This is a genomic window from Pseudomonas sp. B37(2017) (assembly GCF_002112885.1).
In the GTDB taxonomy this organism is placed as follows: domain Bacteria; phylum Pseudomonadota; class Gammaproteobacteria; order Pseudomonadales; family Pseudomonadaceae; genus Aquipseudomonas; species Aquipseudomonas paraglycinae.
Map to the genome: position 1 here is coordinate 1 of NZ_NEIX01000017.1, position 14,782 is coordinate 14,782.

Sequence of the window (14,782 nt, forward strand, 5' to 3'; positions counted from 1 at the left end):
AGAAAGGGCGGGACGAGAAGTCTCCCACGGTCCGTACTGGCTAGAGTCGGAATCGAGCTTTTAGTCCCGCCCACCCCTTCAAGTCTAAACATACAAGCGGGCTTGCTCGCGAAAGCGTCGGATCAGTCGATGATGAGTTGACTGACACTCCGCCTTCGCGAGCAAGCCCGCTCCCACATTTGATTTGTGCACACCAGAAATACCAACGGACTCCGATGAACCTCTCGCGCCTCGCCCTGCCCCTCCTGCTGCTGCCAACCGCCAACGCCCTCGCCGACACCTTCGAACGCGACCAGGCCCTGAAGCTGCCGGACGTGCTGATCAGCGCCAACCGCCAGGTCGAAGCGCGCAACGACAGCAGCGCCGCCAACACCGTGTTCACCCGCGAAGACATCGAGCGTCTGCAACCGCGCAGCGTCACCGATCTGCTGCAACGGGTACCAGGCGTACAAGTCGCACAAACCGGCGGACGCGGCAGCCTGCCGGGAATCTACATTCGCGGCACGCAATCGGCGCAGAGCCTGGTGCTGGTCGACGGCCAGCGCATCGGCAACTCCACCTCCGGTGACAGCAACCTGCAACACCTGAACATCGAGCAGATCGAGCGCGTGGAAGTGCTGCGCGGTTCGCGCTCGGTGATTTACGGTAGCGATGCGATTGGCGGGGTGATCCAGATCTTCACCCGGCGCGGCGGCGAACAAGGCTTGCAGCCCCGGATGCATGTGGGATTGGGCAGCAACCAGACCTGGGAACGCAGTGCCGGCCTCTCCGGAGGTGACGAGAAAACCCGTTTCAACCTCGGCGCCAGCCTCGATGAAACCGCCGGCCTCGACCGCACCCACGAGTCGTATCCCAGCGACAGCGATCATGACGCCTACCGCAATAAATCCATCAGCCTGAGCCTCAGCCATGCGCTGACCGATGACATCGAAGTCGGCGCCAACCTGCTCGATAACCGTGGAAAAAGCGAGTTCGACAACCCGTTCGGGCGCTTTGACCCGGTGACTTTCGACTCCCTCCAGCAGCAGCCCTACAGCGATTTCACCGTCAGCAGTTTCAGCAGTTACATCGACGCGCGGATCAACGAGCGCTGGAAGTCGCGGCTGGAACTCGGCCATAGCGAAAACCGCGAGAAGTCCTTCGACAAGCTCAGCGACGAACGCTCAGTGTTCAACACCTACCGTGATTCGGTGACCTGGCAGAACGACCTGACCCTCGATGCGCGCAACAGCCTGATCCTCGGCGGCGACTGGTACGAAGACCGCATCAACAGCAGCACCGCGTTCGACGAAGACAGCCGCTCGAACCGCGCAGCCTTCATCCAGCATCGCTTCCAGGCCGACAGTTTCTCCACCGAACTGGGTCTGCGTCGCGATGACAACCAGCAGTTCGGCGGCCAGAACAGCTGGAGCGGCACGCTGACATTGCCGGTCAACCCGGACAACGATCTGCTGCTCAGCTACAGCGAAGGCTTCCGCGCGCCGACCTTCAACGATCTGTATTACCCGGACTTCAGCAACCCCGACCTGAAACCGGAAACCTCGAAAAGCTACGAGCTGCAATGGCGCAGCCAGTTGAGCGACAGCACTCGCCTCGAAGCCTCGCTGTACCGGACCGATCTGGAAGACGCGATCATCTTCGGCAGCAACTCACGCCCGGAAAACGTCGCCTCGGCGCGAATCAACGGCTTCGAAGCAGCGTTGAAACAGGAGATGTTCGGCTGGCAGAGCAACCTCGGCGTGGCGATCATCGATCCTCGCGACCGCGACACCGGCCACACTTTGGCGCGGCGTGCCCGGCGCACCTTGAGTTGGGATCTGGATCGACAGTTCGATCGCCTTGGCCTCGGCGCCAGCTGGCAGGCCGTCAGCAGCAGTTACGACGATCTGAACAATCAACAACCATTGGGTGGTTATGCGCTGCTCGGACTGCGCAGCAGCTGGGCGCTGAACCGTGAAATCAAACTGGATTTCAAGGTCGATAACCTGCTGGACAAGGGTTACAGCCGGGCGCTGTACAGCCATGACGGCAGTCAGTATGGCTATCGCGAGGAAGGTCGGGCGTTCATGTTCGGCGTGACCTGGACGCCGCAGCTCTAACGATCTGGCGCAATCAGCTGGCAGAGCTTGGCGGTCGCCTCGATCATCTGCCCGCTGGGGCGCTCCAGGCCTTTATCGGTGACCAGCAGCAATTGCCCGTGTTTGACCGCTGCCACCTGCGGCCACGCGCGCCACGCATCCAGTTGCGGCTGATCGCTGGCCAGAATTACCTCGGGATCACGCTGTAAAACCGCTTCGATGCTCACCTGCGGCGCCGGCAGGCTCAGGTCGGCAAACACATTGCGCGCGCCGCACACTTCAAGCGCATCGCTGATGATCTGCCCGCCGCCGACGGTGTACAGCGGCTTGTCCCAGACCTGATAAAACACCCGCAGCGGCACTTCCCGCCGGTAGCGCTGGCGCAGCTTATCGAGTTTTTGCCGCAACTCGCTGGCCCGCGCGACCCCACGCTCAGGACGACCAAGCTGTGTCGCGATGGTTTCAATCTGCGCGGTCAACTGTTCGAGACTGTGGGGCTCGGCAACAAACGTCGGGATGTTCAAACGCTTGAGCTGATCACGCTGGGCCGGGCCGACGCTGCCGGGCCACAACAGCAACAAGTCAGGTTTGAGGCTCAGCAACCGTTCCATGTCGAGCTGGCCGTAACGGCCCACCGAAGGCACGTCCTTGATCGCGGATGGCCGCTCACCGGCATCCAGCACGCCGACCAGCAGATCCGCCGAATCCAGTTCAACCACGATTTCAGACAGGGATGGCGCGAGACTGACCACCCGCAGGGCGGCCAGCGTTTCACCGCTGACGGCCAGCAGCAGAACCGCCAGCCAGAGACGCCGCATCAAGCGAGTTGACGCGGGATACGGTAGAGGTAGAACAGCACCGCCGTGGACAGCGCCAGCAACATCAGCGGCACCGTTTCAAGGCCGACGAACACCGCCAGCGCGCCAATCCATGCCGGCAGCGCCGCGACCACGAATGCACTGCGAAGGCAGGCCGCCAGGGCGATCCAGGCAGCGGGCTCTTCAGGGGTATCGAGGGCTTTTTGCGTGGCGATCAGCGCATGTTTGTAGCGCCCGAAAAACTTCAGGCTGACAAACATCGAAGCCACGCCGGCGATAAAGAAAGGCATCGCCAGCACCGGCAAAATTGCCTCGCCCTGGCCGAACACAGCGTTGATCACGAACAGCGGCACCAGCGCCAGCGCCAGGTATTTCCACCAGGCGATCGACAGACGGCGCCGCACTTGCCCGCGGGTCACGCCCGGTCTACCTCGCCCTGATGCTCGTTGCCCATCATGTGGTCGAGCTTGCTGGCCTTGGTCGCCAGATAGAGTTTGTTGTGCGGGTTATGGCCGGTGTGCAGCGGCACGCGCTCGGCGACGACGATACCCATGTCGGTCAAGGCTTTGACCTTGCGCGGGTTGTTGGTCATCAGACGCAGGGATTTGACGCCCAGATGCTCGAGCATCGGCAGGCACATGGCGTAGTCACGCTGGTCGGCGGCAAAGCCCAGACGCTCGTTGGCTTCAACGGTGTCGGCGCCGCCGTCCTGCAATTCGTAGGCACGGATCTTGTTCAAAAGACCGATGCCGCGTCCTTCCTGACGTAGGTACAGCAACACGCCACGACCTTCGCGAGCGATGGCTTTGAGGGCGCCCTCAAGTTGCGAACCGCAGTCGCAACGCTGGCTGAACAAGGCATCGCCGGTCAGGCATTCGGAGTGCAGACGGCCGAGTACCGGGGCACCATCGGCAATCTCACCCAGGCTCAGCACGACGTGCTCGCGGCCGGTGGCTTCATCGAGAAAACCGTGCATGGTGAATTGCGCAAAAGGCGTTGGCAGCTTGGAAGCGGCGACAAAAACGACAGGCACCGGTGTGCTCCTGATCTGAAAAGTCTGAAGATTCGCTGGGCGGCATTGTAACAGCAGGTTCCCGCAGGCGCTTAGGCTGAATTATCGGCCATAACGATCAAAAAGTTTGATAACAGGCTCGCCCTTATCGCGTTCATTCGAAGGGATAGGGTTGTTTCCAGCGCTCGAAGATCGGCTTCAACTCGCCGCTTTTCACCAACTGCTCCATGCGCTGGTCGTAGATCGACATCAGTGCGCGGGCTTGCGGGGTGTCGGCGAAACCGAGGTACAGCGGCAATTCCGCCAGATGTGAATAACGGTACTGCGACGGGTCGGCGGCGTTTCTCACCACCGCTTCGATTTCCGTCAGCGCATCGATGTAGTAATCCGCCCGCCCCTGTTTGAGCATCGACAGGATGCCGGTGCGGCGTTCGATCTGGTTGAAGCGTTTGACGTTCGGCAGGTAGGTTTCGTAGCGATAGCCGCGCACCCAGGCCAGTCGGTATTTGCCCAGCGTCGCCTGGGTCGGCGATGGATTGCTGGCCAGGCCGAGCGCGTAGATGTGGTCGGAATCGAAATTCCATTTCGGGTACAGCACCTGCTCGGCTTCACCGCGATAGGAACCGACCAGTGCGTCGGCTTCCTTCAACTGCACCAGCCCGACCGAGCGGGTGTAGGGCACGGTGCGAATATCCAGGGTCACGCCGGCCGGCTCGAAGACTTTGCGCAACACGTCCCAGCCCAGGCCATGGCCATCGGCGGCGGTGTAGTCTTCCCAGTCTTCGCTGGCCAGGTGAATGACCGACGGCGGTGCGTCCTGTGCCTGGGCCATGGCGCCAAGCAAGGTCAAAACCACTATCGCCAACCAGCGTCGAGTCATCCCTGTGCCCCTCATCCACGCCTGGAAATCAGGCGAAAATCCACACCAGTCCCTGCATCGCCAGCCAGGCAAATACGCCGGCCAACACATCGTCGAGCATGATGCCGACGCCACCGTGAACATGCCGGTCGATCCAGCGGATCGGCCACGGCTTGAGAATGTCGAAGAAGCGGAATACCAGGAACCCGGCGAGCAACCAGTACCAGCCTTCCGGCACCAGCCACAGGGTGATCCACATCCCGACCATTTCGTCCCAGACGATGCCTTCGTGGTCGTGCACCCGCAGATCGTCGGCCACTTTGCCGCACAGCCAGAAGCCGAACAGCATGGTGATCCCGAGCATCAGCCAGTAACCCCAGTCGGGCAGCATCTGCCACAACGGGATAAAGGGTAGCGCAACTAACGAGCCCCAGGTGCCCGGCGCCTTGGGCAAGGTGCCCGAGCCGAAGCCGAACGCGAGGAAATGCCAGGGATTGCGCCAGACCGACGGCGGAACGAATTCGGCCGGAACCTGTTTCGGGTGATCTGTCACGGTGACTCCTGAAAATGTTGATAACCCCGGATTTGCGGGGTGATGTCGTGCCCGTCGCGATCCAGCAGCACCACGCCCTGCCCTTGCGTAACGCGGCCGATCACATGGGTCGGCCAGCCATCGGCGAGCAGCGCCGGCAACTCGACGGACGGCAGGGTGAAGGCCAGCACGTAATCATCGCCACCGCTCAACGCCGCACGCTCGGCGCCGCGCTGACCGAGAAACGCCACCAGCGCCTCCGACAGCGGAACACGCTCGCGCTCGACTTCGAGGCGAACCTTCGAACCCAGTGCGATGTGACCGCAATCGGCGAGCAGGCCATCGGAGATGTCCAGCGCCGAGGTGGCCTTGCCACGCAGGGCCTGACCGAGGGCGAGTTGCGGTTGCGGCGACCAGTAATGATCGAGCAGCGGCTGGGCGATATGGGGTTCGGCGTCACGCTGGCCCAGCACCAGCGGCAAAGCGCCGGCGGCATTGCCCAGTTCGCCGCCGACACACAGCAGATCGCCCGGTTGTGCGCCGCTGCGGGTCAACGCTTTGCCGGCCGGGACGCGGCCGAACACGGTGACGGTCAGGCTCAACGGCCCGCGCGTCGTATCGCCGCCGACCAGTGCCACGCCGCAGCCCTGCGCCATGCGGTTCAAACCGCGGGCATAGGCTTGCAGCCAATCGGCAGTCACCGTCGGCAGAGTCAGGGCAAGGGTAAAGGCGACGGGCGTGGCGCCCATGGCAGCGAGGTCGCTGACCGCCACGGCCAGCGAGCGCTGACCGAGCAGAAACGGATCGCAAGGATCGGCGAAATGCACGCCGGCCACCAGCGTATCGGTGGAAACCGCCAGCTGTTCCCCGGAAGGAACCGCCAGCAAGGCGCAGTCATCGCCGATCCCCAGTGCAACGCCTTCACCGCCCTGCGCACAAGGCGCGGCGGCGAAGAAATTGCGGATCAGCTCAAACTCGCCCATGGCCGAGAAAAAGTATTCAAGCGCGGATCAGCGCTTGAACGCCTTCACTTCAGCTTCACGCAGGCGCGGAGCCAGCTTGTCGAGCACGCCGTTGACGAACTTGTGGCCGTCGGTCGAACCGAACACTTTGGCCAGTTCGATACCTTCGTTGATCACAACGCGGTACGGCACGTCGACGCGCTTGAGCAGTTCCCAGGTCGACAGGCGCAGAACCGCCAGTTCAACCGGGTCCAGCTCTTCGATCGCCAGGTCCAGGCAAGGCGTGAGCGCGTTGTCGATTTCGGTCTTGAACTGCGGAACCCCGTGCAGGATTTCGCGGAAGTAAGCACCGTCGACATCGGTGAAATCGTTATCGACCCGGAACTGCGCTTCGATCTCGTTCAACGACTGCCGAGCCATGTGCCACTGATACAGGGCCTGGGTCGCGAGCTGACGGGCTTCGCGGCGCTTGGCGCTTTTCGATGGCTTGCCGGCATCCGCAGGTTTCGGATCGCGCGGGTTGAAACGATCGCTTTCGTCGCTAATCACTTGGCCTCCAACTGCGCCAGCAGGCTGACCATTTCCAGAGCGGACAGGGCAGCTTCAGCACCTTTGTTGCCGGCCTTGGTGCCGGAACGTTCGATGGCTTGCTCGATGGAATCAACGGTCAGGACGCCGAAAGCGACCGGTACGCCGAACTCCATGGACACCTGGGCCAGGCCCTTGGTGCACTCGCCAGCCACGTATTCGAAGTGCGGAGTACCGCCACGAATGACCGCGCCCAGGGCGATGATTGCTGCGAACTCGCCTTTCTGGGCGACTTTCTGCGCAACCAGCGGGATTTCGAAGGCGCCAGGTGCGCGGATGATGGTGATGTCGCTTTCGCTCACGCCGTGGCGAACCAGGGCATCAACTGCACCGCTGACCAGGCTTTCAACCACGAAGCTGTTGAAGCGGCCCACTACCAAAGCGTAGCGGCCTTTAGGGGCGATGAAGGTACCTTCGATGGTCTTCAGGGTCATTCGTCAGATCTCTTAAAGAGCCGGGACGCGTCTGTTTCGCGTCCCTCAGTGATTTATTTGCCGCGAATTCGGAGCCGGAAACAACCGGTCATTATTCGGAGGGCACGTATTCTACAACTTCCAGATCGAAACCGGATATCGCATTGAACTTCATCGGCGCAGACATCAAGCGCATTTTGCGCACGCCGAGGTCACGCAGGATCTGCGAACCGGCACCGACAATGCTGTAGGTGGTCGGTTTTTTCACCGCCGCCTGATCGCCGGTTTCGCGGATGTGCGCCAGCAACACGTCGCCATCCAGCGGGTGACCGAGCAACAGCACCACACCGCTGCCGGCCTCGGCGACCGCAGCCATGGCGGCGCGCAGGCTCCAGCGGCCCGGTTGCTTGACCATCAGCAGGTCGCGCAGCGGGTCCATGTTGTGCACGCGAACCAGAGTCGGTTCTTCGGCGCAAACGGTGCCCAGGGTCAGTGCCATGTGCACGTCGCCTTCCACGGAATCACGATAGGTCACCAGGTTGAATTGGCCCAGTTCGCTGTCCAGCGGCTGCTCGGCAATCCGCTGAACGGTACGTTCGTGGATCATCCGGTAGTGAATCAGGTCGGCGATGGTGCCGATCTTGATGTTGTGTTCAGCCGCGAAAGCTTCCAGCTCGGCGCGACGGGACATGGTGCCGTCATCGTTCATCACTTCGCAGATCACGCCACTCGGCTCGAAACCGGCCATGCGCGCCAGGTCGCAGGCAGCTTCGGTGTGACCGGCGCGGGCCAGGGTGCCACCGGCCTGGGCCATCAGCGGGAAAATGTGGCCCGGGCTGACGATGTCTTCGGCTTTCGCGTCCTTCGCAGCGGCCGCTTGCACGGTGCGTGCGCGGTCAGCGGCGGAGATGCCGGTGGTCACGCCTTCGGCGGCTTCGATCGAGACGGTGAACTTGGTGCCGAAACCGGAACCGTTGCGTGGCGCCATCAGCGGCAGCTTCAGGGTTTCGCAGCGCTCGCGGCTCATCGGCATGCAGATCAGGCCACGGGCGTGCTTGGCCATGAAGTTGATGTGCTCGGCCTTGCAGCATTCGGCGGCCATGATCAGGTCGCCTTCGTTCTCGCGGTCTTCGTCATCCATGAGGATGACCATCTTGCCTTGGCGGATGTCTTCAACCAGTTCTTCGATGCTATTGAGCGCCACAAGGCACCCCCTTCAGTCAGGATTTGAGGTAGCCGTTGGCGGCCAGAAAGCTTTCAGTGATGCCACCGCCAGGCTTTTGTGAAGAGTCAGGCTCAGCGGCCCTGTCGCCCAGAAGCAGACGCTCCAGATAACGCGCCAGCAGGTCGACTTCCAGGTTCACCCGGCGACCTGGCTTGTAGGACGCCATGATGGTTTCGCTCAGGGTGTGCGGAATGATCGTCAGCAGGAATTCGGCGCCATCGACCGCGTTCACGGTCAGGCTGGTGCCGTCGACGGTGATCGAGCCTTTATGGGCGATGTACTTGGCCAGCTCCTTCGGCGCGCGGATGCGAAATTCCACGGCGCGGGCATTGTCGCTGCGCGAAACCACTTCGCCGACACCGTCGACGTGACCGCTGACCAGATGGCCACCGAGACGGGTGGTCGGGGTCAGGGCTTTTTCCAGGTTGACCGGGCTGCCGCTTTTCAGGTCATTCATGGCGGTGCAGTCGAGGGTTTCGCGACTGACGTCGGCGGCGAAGCCGTTGCCCGGCAGTTCAACCGCGGTCAGGCACACGCCGTTGACTGCAATGCTGTCGCCGAGTTTGACGTCGCTCAGGTCGAGCTTGCCGGTTTCGACATGCACCCGCACATCACCGCCCTTTGGGGTCAGTGCGCGGATACTGCCGATGGATTCGATGATGCCGGTAAACATGGGGTTCTCCTTGAGAACGAAGCCAGCGCTAACGCGATGGCCGGGAATTATACGCTCGCCGATGGGACAGGGATTGCAGTGACTCGCCAGTCATCGCCAACCGCGCGAATTTCAGTGATTTTCAGCTCCGGCGCATCCTTCATATAGGCCAGCGGCCAGTCCAGAAGCGGACGCGCCGTGGAGCCGAGGAACTTGCCGGCAATGAAGATCACGAACTCGTCGACCAGACCGAGCTGGGCAAACGCGCCGGCCAGTCGCGGACCGGCCTCGACCAGCACTTCGTTGACGCCACGGTTGGCCAGTTCGATCAGCAACTGGTGCAGATCGACCTGACCGTCATCGCCCGGCACGATCAGGCATTCCGGACCGTGGGCGTACTGTTCTTCGATGGCCACGCAGGTGGCGACGAGCGCCGGGCCGGCCTTGAAGAACGGCGCATCCAGCGGCACTCGCAGACGTCCGTCGATCAGCACCCGCAGCGGCGGACGGCTCAGGGCCAGCGCGGTTTGTTCGGCATCCAGTCCCAGCTCATCGCCGCGAACGGTCAGGCGTGCGCCATCGGCCAGCACTGTATCGGCGCCGGTCAGCACGACGCTGGCCTGGGCGCGCAGACGCTGCACCGCCGAACGCGCGGCAGGGCCGGTGATCCATTGGCTCTCGCCGCTTTCCATCGCCGTGCGGCCGTCGAGGCTCATGGCCAACTTGACCCGCACGAACGGCAAGCCGTGTTCCATGCGCTTCAGAAAACCTTGATTGAGCTTGCGCGCCTCAGCTTCCAGCACGCCGCTTTCGGTGGCGATGCCGGCATCGCTCAAGCGCTGCAGACCGCGTCCGGCGACTTGTGGATTCGGATCACGCATCGCCGCGACCACCCGACCGACACCGGCATTCACCAGCGCATCGGCGCACGGCGGTGTGCGGCCGTGGTGGCTGCAAGGTTCGAGGGTCACGTAAGCCGTGGCGCCCCGGACCAGTTCACCGGCGGCGCGCAGGGCGTGGACTTCGGCGTGGGGTTCGCCGGCGCGTTCATGCCAGCCTTCGCCGACAATCTGCCCGTCGCGCACGATCACGCAGCCGACCCGTGGATTGGGGTGCGTCGTGTAATGCCCCTTGCGCGCCAGCTCCAGGGCCCGAGCCATGAAGTGGGCGTCGAGAATGGCCTGCTCGGCGGCGGTGGTCATTCTTTCACCGGTTCGCGGGCGAGGCGGTCGATCTCTTCGCGGAATTCGTTGAGGTCCTGGAAGCGGCGGTACACGGAAGCGAAACGGATGTAGGCGACTTCATCGAGCTTTTGCAGCTCGGCCATCACGAGTTCGCCGACCACGAGAGACTTGACCTCGCGCTCGCCGGTGGCGCGCAGCTTGTGTTTGATATGGACCAGCGAGGATTCGAGGCGCTCGACGCTCACCGGACGTTTCTCCAGGGCGCGTTGCATGCCGGCGCGGAGTTTTTCTTCGTCGAACGGTTGGCGGCTGCCGTCGGTTTTGATCAGGCGCGGCAACACCAGTTCGGCCGTCTCGAACGTCGTGAAACGCTCGCCGCAGGCCAGGCATTCACGCCGGCGGCGCACCTGTTCGCCCTCGGCGACCAGACGCGAGTCGATGACCTTGGTGTCGTTGGCACCGCAGAAGGGACAGTGCATGGTGGCTGGCAACAAAAAAAGGGAGGGCCATGGTAGCGCATCCCGGTGGCAAGACAAGCCATAGGCTTTGCGGTATACAGACTGCCATGATCGTTTGATCCATGGATTTCATTTTGCTGGAGCCGCCAATGTCCCTACGACCGCTCGTTTTGCTCAGTGTTTTCAGCCTGCTGGTGGCCTGTGGCAGCGATGCGCCCAAGCCTCAGCCGCCCACGCCGGGCCCGGCGCCGCAACAGGCGCAGAAAAAAGCCCGCGAAGCCGCCGACCTCGGCCCGCTGCCGGCCTATCAGCGCGAACTGAGCGGCACCCTGCAAGGCGTGCCGGCCGGTGCCGAAGTCGAACTGGCACTGCTGGTGATCGACGCAAAAGACCGCCCGCAACAATTGCTCGCCAGTTCCAGCCTGATCGGCAACAACCAGATTCTGCCGTTTCACCTGCGCTTCAACCCCGAATCCTTCCCGGTGGGCGCGCGGGTTGAACTGCGCGGCCGCGCCAGCCAGTCCGGCCAGTTGATCCTGCACCTGCCATCGCAGACCATCACTCAGCCGACCACCCAGGCGCTGGGCCAGCTGCAATTTGTCAAAGCCCCATGAATGCACCGTCAGACCTGCAACAGTCGCTGGGCGAATTGCTCGGCGACGCTCGACTGAAAGCCTGTGCGTTGCCGGACACCGATTTGCGGCTGTGGCTGATCGACGGCGACAACATGGCGCGCGAATTCAGCCAGGAAGAAACCCAACGAATCCTGCATGAACCGCCGTACTGGAGTTTCTGCTGGGCCAGCGGTCTGGCGGTGGCGCGCTATCTGGCGGAGTTTCCCGAGTGGGTTCGAGGCAAGCGGGTGCTGGATTTCGGCGCCGGTTCCGGGATCGCTGGCATCGCGGCGGTGAAAGCCGGAGCGCTGGAAGTGGTGGCCTGCGACCTCGACCCGCTGGCGATTGCCGCCTGTCGGGCGAATGCCGAACTCAATGATGTGCAGATGAGCTATTCCACGGACTTCTTCGCCGAAGCGGATCGCTTCGATCTGATCCTGGTGGCCGACGTTCTGTACGACCGGGAAAACCTGCCGCTGCTCGACGCCTTCCTGAGCCGTGGCCGCGAAGCGCTGGTGGCGGATTCGCGGGTCCGGGATTTCCGTCATCCGCTGTACCGGCGCATCGAAATGCTTGAAGCCATGACCCTGCCGGATCTGGCCGAGCCCGAAGAGTTTCGCCATGTCAGCCTCTACCATGCGGCCCGCGCCTGACCGTATAGTTGCCCCATTCACGCTTTTACGAGATACCCCATGAGTCAGCAAACGCCGTACATCTTCGACGCCACGACGGCCGACTTCGACCAGTCAGTGATCGAGGCTTCCTTTCAAAAACCGGTGCTGGTGGATTTCTGGGCCGAATGGTGTGCGCCGTGCAAGGCGCTGATGCCGATGCTGCAAGGCATCGCCGAGAGCTATCAGGGCGAGTTGCTGCTGGCCAAGGTCAATTGCGATATCGAGCAGGACATCGTCGCGCGCTTCGGCATCCGCAGCCTGCCGACCGTAGTGCTGTTCAAGGATGGTCAACCGGTGGACGGCTTTGCCGGTGCGCAACCGGAATCCGCCGTGCGCGCCCTGCTCGAACCGCATGTACAGATGCCGGCGCCGTCCGCCGCCGATCCGTTCGAACAGGCTCAGGCACTGTTTGACGAAGGCCGTTACGCCGACGCTGAAGCGACACTGGTTACGCTGCTGGGCGAAGACAACACCAACGCCAAGGCGCTGATCCTCTACGCTCGCTGCCTGACCGAACGCGGTGAGCTGGGCGAAGCGCAAACCGTGCTCGACGCGGTCAAGAGCGACGAGCACAAGGCTGCACTGGCCGGTGCCAAGGCGCAGATCAAGTTCCTTGGTCTGGCCCGCGACCTGCCGGACGCCGCCGACCTGAAGAGCCGTCTGGCGCAAAACCCGCAGGACGACGAAGCGGTGTATCAACTGGCGATCCAGCAACTGGCCCGTCAGCAATACGAAGCGGCGCTGGACGCACTGCTCAAGCTGTTCATCCGCAACCGCAGCTACGGCGAAGGCCTGCCGCACAAGACCTTGCTGCAAGTGTTCGAACTGCTGGGCAACGATCACCCGCTGGTGACCGCTTACCGGCGCAAGGTGTTTGCGGCGCTGTACTAAGCGCCTACTCGACCCAGCTGTAGAGCGGCGTGTCCCCGCCGCTCAGCACTTTCACATCGGATGAATGACGCAGGCGCACCAGCAGGCGCTTGCCCGCCGCCGCGCTGCCGGTCAGCCCTTCGAGCTGATCCAGCAATTCCGGCCCGCTGAGCTGTCCGGCCTTGCGCAACAGATCCCTGGCGACCTGCCACAACGCGTCATCCTGATTCACCGGTTTCGCCACCGGCGCCGCCGCCGCTGCTGCTTGCGGCTGGGCCGTCTGCACCTGCACGCCAAACTGCGCACCGAGCCGCGCCCAGTCGCTTTCATCCAGTTCCAGGGTCAAATCCACCGGCAACTCGCCGACGGTTCCGCGTATCCGCAACATAAGCTTCGCTCCCGCACATTTCTGACCCGCATGCTCCCATGGGACTTGTGTAACGCCAAGCGGGCGGGCAAACTCTGCGCACTTTCGTTATAAGATTACATAACAAACTCTTCACTTTACTTCCCGGAGACCGCCATGCGTCGTCTGCTGCTCGCTTTGCCGTTTGCCCTGTTGCCGCTGGCCATCGCCCATGCCGCCGATGAGCATGATCACGACCATGAGCACGGCAGCCTCGGTGCCCACGAACATGGCGTTGGTCGCCTGAACGCCGCACTCGACGGCCAGACCCTGGAGCTGGAACTGGAAAGCCCGGCGATGAACCTCGTGGGTTTTGAACACGCCGCCACCAGCGATGCCGACAAGGCCAAGGTCGCTGCCGCTCGCGCGCAACTCGAGAAACCGCTGGCGCTGTTCAGCCTACCGGCCGCCGCCGGTTGCAAAGTCACCAGCCAGGAACTGGAAAGCCCGCTGTTCGGCGGCAAGCCGGATGCCGACGACCATGACGAAGAGGAAGCCGGCAAGGACGGTCACGAGCATCATCACGACCACAGCGAAATCCACGCCCACTACCAGTTCAGCTGCGCGGCGCCGGGTGCGTTGAAAACCCTGGATCTGGCGAACCTGTTCAATACCTTCCCGGCCACCCAGAAAATTCAGGTACAACTGATCAGCCCGAGCGGCCAGCAAGGCACGGAAGTGACGGCCAAGGCCGCCGCCCTGAAGTTCTGACACGAAACGGCGCCATGACCCAAGCACTCATCGAACTGTCCGACCTGGGCTTCAACTGGCCCGGTCACCCGCCGCTGCTGGACATCCCGGCGTTTCGTCTGGAAGCCGGCGAAACCCTGTTCCTCAAGGGCCCCAGCGGCAGCGGCAAGACCACCCTGCTCGGCCTGCTCGGCGGGGTGCAGAAACCCGGTCGCGGCAGCATTCGCCTGCTCGGCCAGGAACTGACCGAACTGGGTGCCGGCGCCCGTGATCGCTTTCGCGTCGATCACACCGGCTACATTTTCCAGCAGTTCAACCTGCTGCCGTTTCTCTCGGTGCGCGAGAACGTCGAGCTGCCGTGCCACTTTTCGAAGCTGCGTGCAGAACGTGCGAAGCAACGCCACGGCAGCGTCGATCAGGCCGCCGCCACCCTGCTCGCCCACCTGGGTCTGAAGGACGAAAGCATCCTGAGTCGCCGCGCCGATTCGCTGTCGATCGGTCAGCAACAGCGGGTCGCCGCTGCTCGCGCGTTGATCGGGCAACCGGAACTGGTGATCGCCGACGAACCGACCTCGGCGCTGGATTACGACGCCCGGGAAAACTTCATTCGCCTGCTGTTCGCCGAGTGCCGCGAAGCCGGCTCGAGCCTGTTGTTCGTCAGCCACGACCAGAGTCTGGCGCCGCTGTTCGACCGTCACCTGTCCCTGGCCGAACTCAATCGCGCCGCCACGTCTGCCGAGGTCTGAG

General features: G+C 62.9%; 19 protein-coding genes. 6 read left to right on the plus strand and 13 right to left on the minus strand.

What is annotated here, in order from left to right; genetic code table 11:
- Positions 1-215: 215 nt before the first annotated feature.
- Positions 216-2,099 carry a TonB-dependent receptor domain-containing protein gene (locus tag CAF90_RS27330; RefSeq protein ID WP_085609108.1) on the plus strand — a complete coding sequence of 628 codons (1,884 nt, stop codon included), beginning with the start codon at positions 216-218 and terminating at the stop codon, positions 2,097-2,099.
- Here the strand turns inward: CAF90_RS27330 and CAF90_RS27335 are convergent.
- The 12 genes from CAF90_RS27335 to nrdR all read right to left on the minus strand — a co-directional run bounded on the left by CAF90_RS27335 (position 2,096) and on the right by nrdR (position 10,802).
- A complete protein-coding gene (locus CAF90_RS27335; protein ID WP_085609109.1) occupies positions 2,096-2,896 on the minus strand; it encodes a cobalamin-binding protein in 801 nt (266 codons plus the stop codon). The genes CAF90_RS27330 and CAF90_RS27335 overlap by 4 nt on opposite strands.
- On the minus strand, positions 2,896-3,315 hold the full coding sequence (locus CAF90_RS27340) for an MFS transporter (protein WP_085609110.1): 420 nt from the start codon (positions 3,313-3,315) through the stop codon (positions 2,896-2,898). Before CAF90_RS27340 ends, CAF90_RS27335 begins: the two co-directional genes overlap by 1 nt.
- Positions 3,312-3,929, minus strand: a complete 618-nt coding sequence (gene ribA / locus CAF90_RS27345) for a GTP cyclohydrolase II (RefSeq protein ID WP_007955551.1) — start codon at positions 3,927-3,929, stop codon at positions 3,312-3,314. The genes CAF90_RS27340 and ribA overlap by 4 nt, the downstream gene beginning before the upstream one ends.
- Before the next feature lie 133 nt (positions 3,930-4,062).
- Positions 4,063-4,788 (minus strand): ABC transporter substrate-binding protein, encoded by a 726-nt coding sequence (locus CAF90_RS27350; RefSeq protein ID WP_085609111.1) that lies wholly within the window; start codon positions 4,786-4,788, stop codon positions 4,063-4,065.
- Positions 4,789-4,816: 28 nt separating this feature from the next.
- Positions 4,817-5,320 carry a phosphatidylglycerophosphatase A gene (locus CAF90_RS27355; RefSeq protein WP_007910933.1) on the minus strand — a complete coding sequence of 168 codons (504 nt, stop codon included), beginning with the start codon at positions 5,318-5,320 and terminating at the stop codon, positions 4,817-4,819.
- Complete coding sequence (gene thiL / locus CAF90_RS27360) at positions 5,317-6,282, minus strand: thiamine-phosphate kinase (protein ID WP_085609112.1); 966 nt, start codon at positions 6,280-6,282, stop codon at positions 5,317-5,319. Before thiL ends, CAF90_RS27355 begins: the two co-directional genes overlap by 4 nt.
- A 27-nt stretch (positions 6,283-6,309) precedes the next feature.
- Entirely contained in the window at positions 6,310-6,810 is a 501-nt protein-coding gene (nusB, locus tag CAF90_RS27365) for a transcription antitermination factor NusB (protein WP_007955566.1), read from the minus strand.
- Entirely contained in the window at positions 6,807-7,283 is a 477-nt protein-coding gene (gene ribE, locus CAF90_RS27370) for a 6,7-dimethyl-8-ribityllumazine synthase (protein ID WP_003228649.1), read from the minus strand. The genes nusB and ribE overlap by 4 nt, the downstream gene beginning before the upstream one ends.
- 91 nt (positions 7,284-7,374) lie before the next feature.
- The gene (gene ribBA / locus CAF90_RS27375) at positions 7,375-8,466 is read right to left on the minus strand and encodes a bifunctional 3,4-dihydroxy-2-butanone-4-phosphate synthase/GTP cyclohydrolase II (protein ID WP_065259547.1); all 1,092 of its coding nucleotides are present in this window, start codon (positions 8,464-8,466) and stop codon (positions 7,375-7,377) included.
- Positions 8,467-8,482: 16 nt separating this feature from the next.
- Positions 8,483-9,160 carry a riboflavin synthase gene (locus CAF90_RS27380; protein WP_085609113.1) on the minus strand — a complete coding sequence of 226 codons (678 nt, stop codon included), beginning with the start codon at positions 9,158-9,160 and terminating at the stop codon, positions 8,483-8,485.
- Positions 9,161-9,207: 47 nt separating this feature from the next.
- A complete protein-coding gene (gene ribD, locus CAF90_RS27385) occupies positions 9,208-10,341 on the minus strand; it encodes a bifunctional diaminohydroxyphosphoribosylaminopyrimidine deaminase/5-amino-6-(5-phosphoribosylamino)uracil reductase RibD (protein ID WP_085609114.1) in 1,134 nt (377 codons plus the stop codon).
- A complete protein-coding gene (gene nrdR, locus CAF90_RS27390) occupies positions 10,338-10,802 on the minus strand; it encodes a transcriptional regulator NrdR (RefSeq protein WP_003228656.1) in 465 nt (154 codons plus the stop codon). Before nrdR ends, ribD begins: the two co-directional genes overlap by 4 nt.
- A 128-nt stretch (positions 10,803-10,930) precedes the next feature.
- On the opposite strand from nrdR, the gene CAF90_RS27395 reads away from it, so the two are divergent.
- From CAF90_RS27395 to trxA, 3 genes are read left to right on the plus strand one after another with little or no spacing between them, the layout of a single operon-like run.
- A complete protein-coding gene (locus tag CAF90_RS27395) occupies positions 10,931-11,395 on the plus strand; it encodes a YbaY family lipoprotein (protein ID WP_085609144.1) in 465 nt (154 codons plus the stop codon).
- Entirely contained in the window at positions 11,392-12,048 is a 657-nt protein-coding gene (locus tag CAF90_RS27400; RefSeq protein ID WP_085609115.1) for a methyltransferase, read from the plus strand. The genes CAF90_RS27395 and CAF90_RS27400 overlap by 4 nt, the downstream gene beginning before the upstream one ends.
- A gap of 39 nt (positions 12,049-12,087) precedes the next feature.
- Positions 12,088-12,960: a thioredoxin gene (trxA, locus tag CAF90_RS27405; protein WP_007955581.1), complete on the plus strand. Its 873-nt coding sequence runs from the start codon at positions 12,088-12,090 to the stop codon at positions 12,958-12,960.
- Between the two features lie 4 nt (positions 12,961-12,964).
- On the opposite strand, the gene CAF90_RS27410 is transcribed toward trxA, so the two are convergent.
- On the minus strand, positions 12,965-13,327 hold the full coding sequence (locus CAF90_RS27410) for a hypothetical protein (RefSeq protein ID WP_085609116.1): 363 nt from the start codon (positions 13,325-13,327) through the stop codon (positions 12,965-12,967).
- A gap of 135 nt (positions 13,328-13,462) precedes the next feature.
- On the opposite strand from CAF90_RS27410, the gene CAF90_RS27415 reads away from it, so the two are divergent.
- Complete coding sequence (locus tag CAF90_RS27415; protein WP_085609117.1) at positions 13,463-14,056, plus strand: DUF2796 domain-containing protein; 594 nt, start codon at positions 13,463-13,465, stop codon at positions 14,054-14,056.
- Between the two features lie 14 nt (positions 14,057-14,070).
- Positions 14,071-14,781 carry an ABC transporter ATP-binding protein gene (locus tag CAF90_RS27420; RefSeq protein ID WP_007955587.1) on the plus strand — a complete coding sequence of 237 codons (711 nt, stop codon included), beginning with the start codon at positions 14,071-14,073 and terminating at the stop codon, positions 14,779-14,781.
- Position 14,782 lies beyond the last annotated feature (1 nt).

What these genes read in the sequence shown, in the direction of transcription:
- thiL (WP_085609112.1), bottom strand. Translation starts at nt 6,282, where the DNA reads ATGGGCGAGTTTGAGCTGATCCGCAATTTCTTCGCCGCCGCGCCTTGT.
- nrdR (WP_003228656.1), bottom strand. Translation starts at nt 10,802, where the DNA reads ATGCACTGTCCCTTCTGCGGTGCCAACGACACCAAGGTCATCGACTCG.
- CAF90_RS27400 (WP_085609115.1), top strand. Translation starts at nt 11,392, where the DNA reads ATGAATGCACCGTCAGACCTGCAACAGTCGCTGGGCGAATTGCTCGGC.
- CAF90_RS27335 (WP_085609109.1), bottom strand. Translation starts at nt 2,896, where the DNA reads ATGCGGCGTCTCTGGCTGGCGGTTCTGCTGCTGGCCGTCAGCGGTGAA.
- CAF90_RS27410 (WP_085609116.1), bottom strand. Translation starts at nt 13,327, where the DNA reads ATGTTGCGGATACGCGGAACCGTCGGCGAGTTGCCGGTGGATTTGACC.
- CAF90_RS27380 (WP_085609113.1), bottom strand. Translation starts at nt 9,160, where the DNA reads ATGTTTACCGGCATCATCGAATCCATCGGCAGTATCCGCGCACTGACC.
- CAF90_RS27420 (WP_007955587.1), top strand. Translation starts at nt 14,071, where the DNA reads ATGACCCAAGCACTCATCGAACTGTCCGACCTGGGCTTCAACTGGCCC.
- CAF90_RS27395 (WP_085609144.1), top strand. Translation starts at nt 10,931, where the DNA reads ATGTCCCTACGACCGCTCGTTTTGCTCAGTGTTTTCAGCCTGCTGGTG.
- CAF90_RS27330 (WP_085609108.1), top strand. Translation starts at nt 216, where the DNA reads ATGAACCTCTCGCGCCTCGCCCTGCCCCTCCTGCTGCTGCCAACCGCC.
- CAF90_RS27415 (WP_085609117.1), top strand. Translation starts at nt 13,463, where the DNA reads ATGCGTCGTCTGCTGCTCGCTTTGCCGTTTGCCCTGTTGCCGCTGGCC.
- CAF90_RS27350 (WP_085609111.1), bottom strand. Translation starts at nt 4,788, where the DNA reads ATGACTCGACGCTGGTTGGCGATAGTGGTTTTGACCTTGCTTGGCGCC.
- trxA (WP_007955581.1), top strand. Translation starts at nt 12,088, where the DNA reads ATGAGTCAGCAAACGCCGTACATCTTCGACGCCACGACGGCCGACTTC.
- ribD (WP_085609114.1), bottom strand. Translation starts at nt 10,341, where the DNA reads ATGACCACCGCCGCCGAGCAGGCCATTCTCGACGCCCACTTCATGGCT.
- ribE (WP_003228649.1), bottom strand. Translation starts at nt 7,283, where the DNA reads ATGACCCTGAAGACCATCGAAGGTACCTTCATCGCCCCTAAAGGCCGC.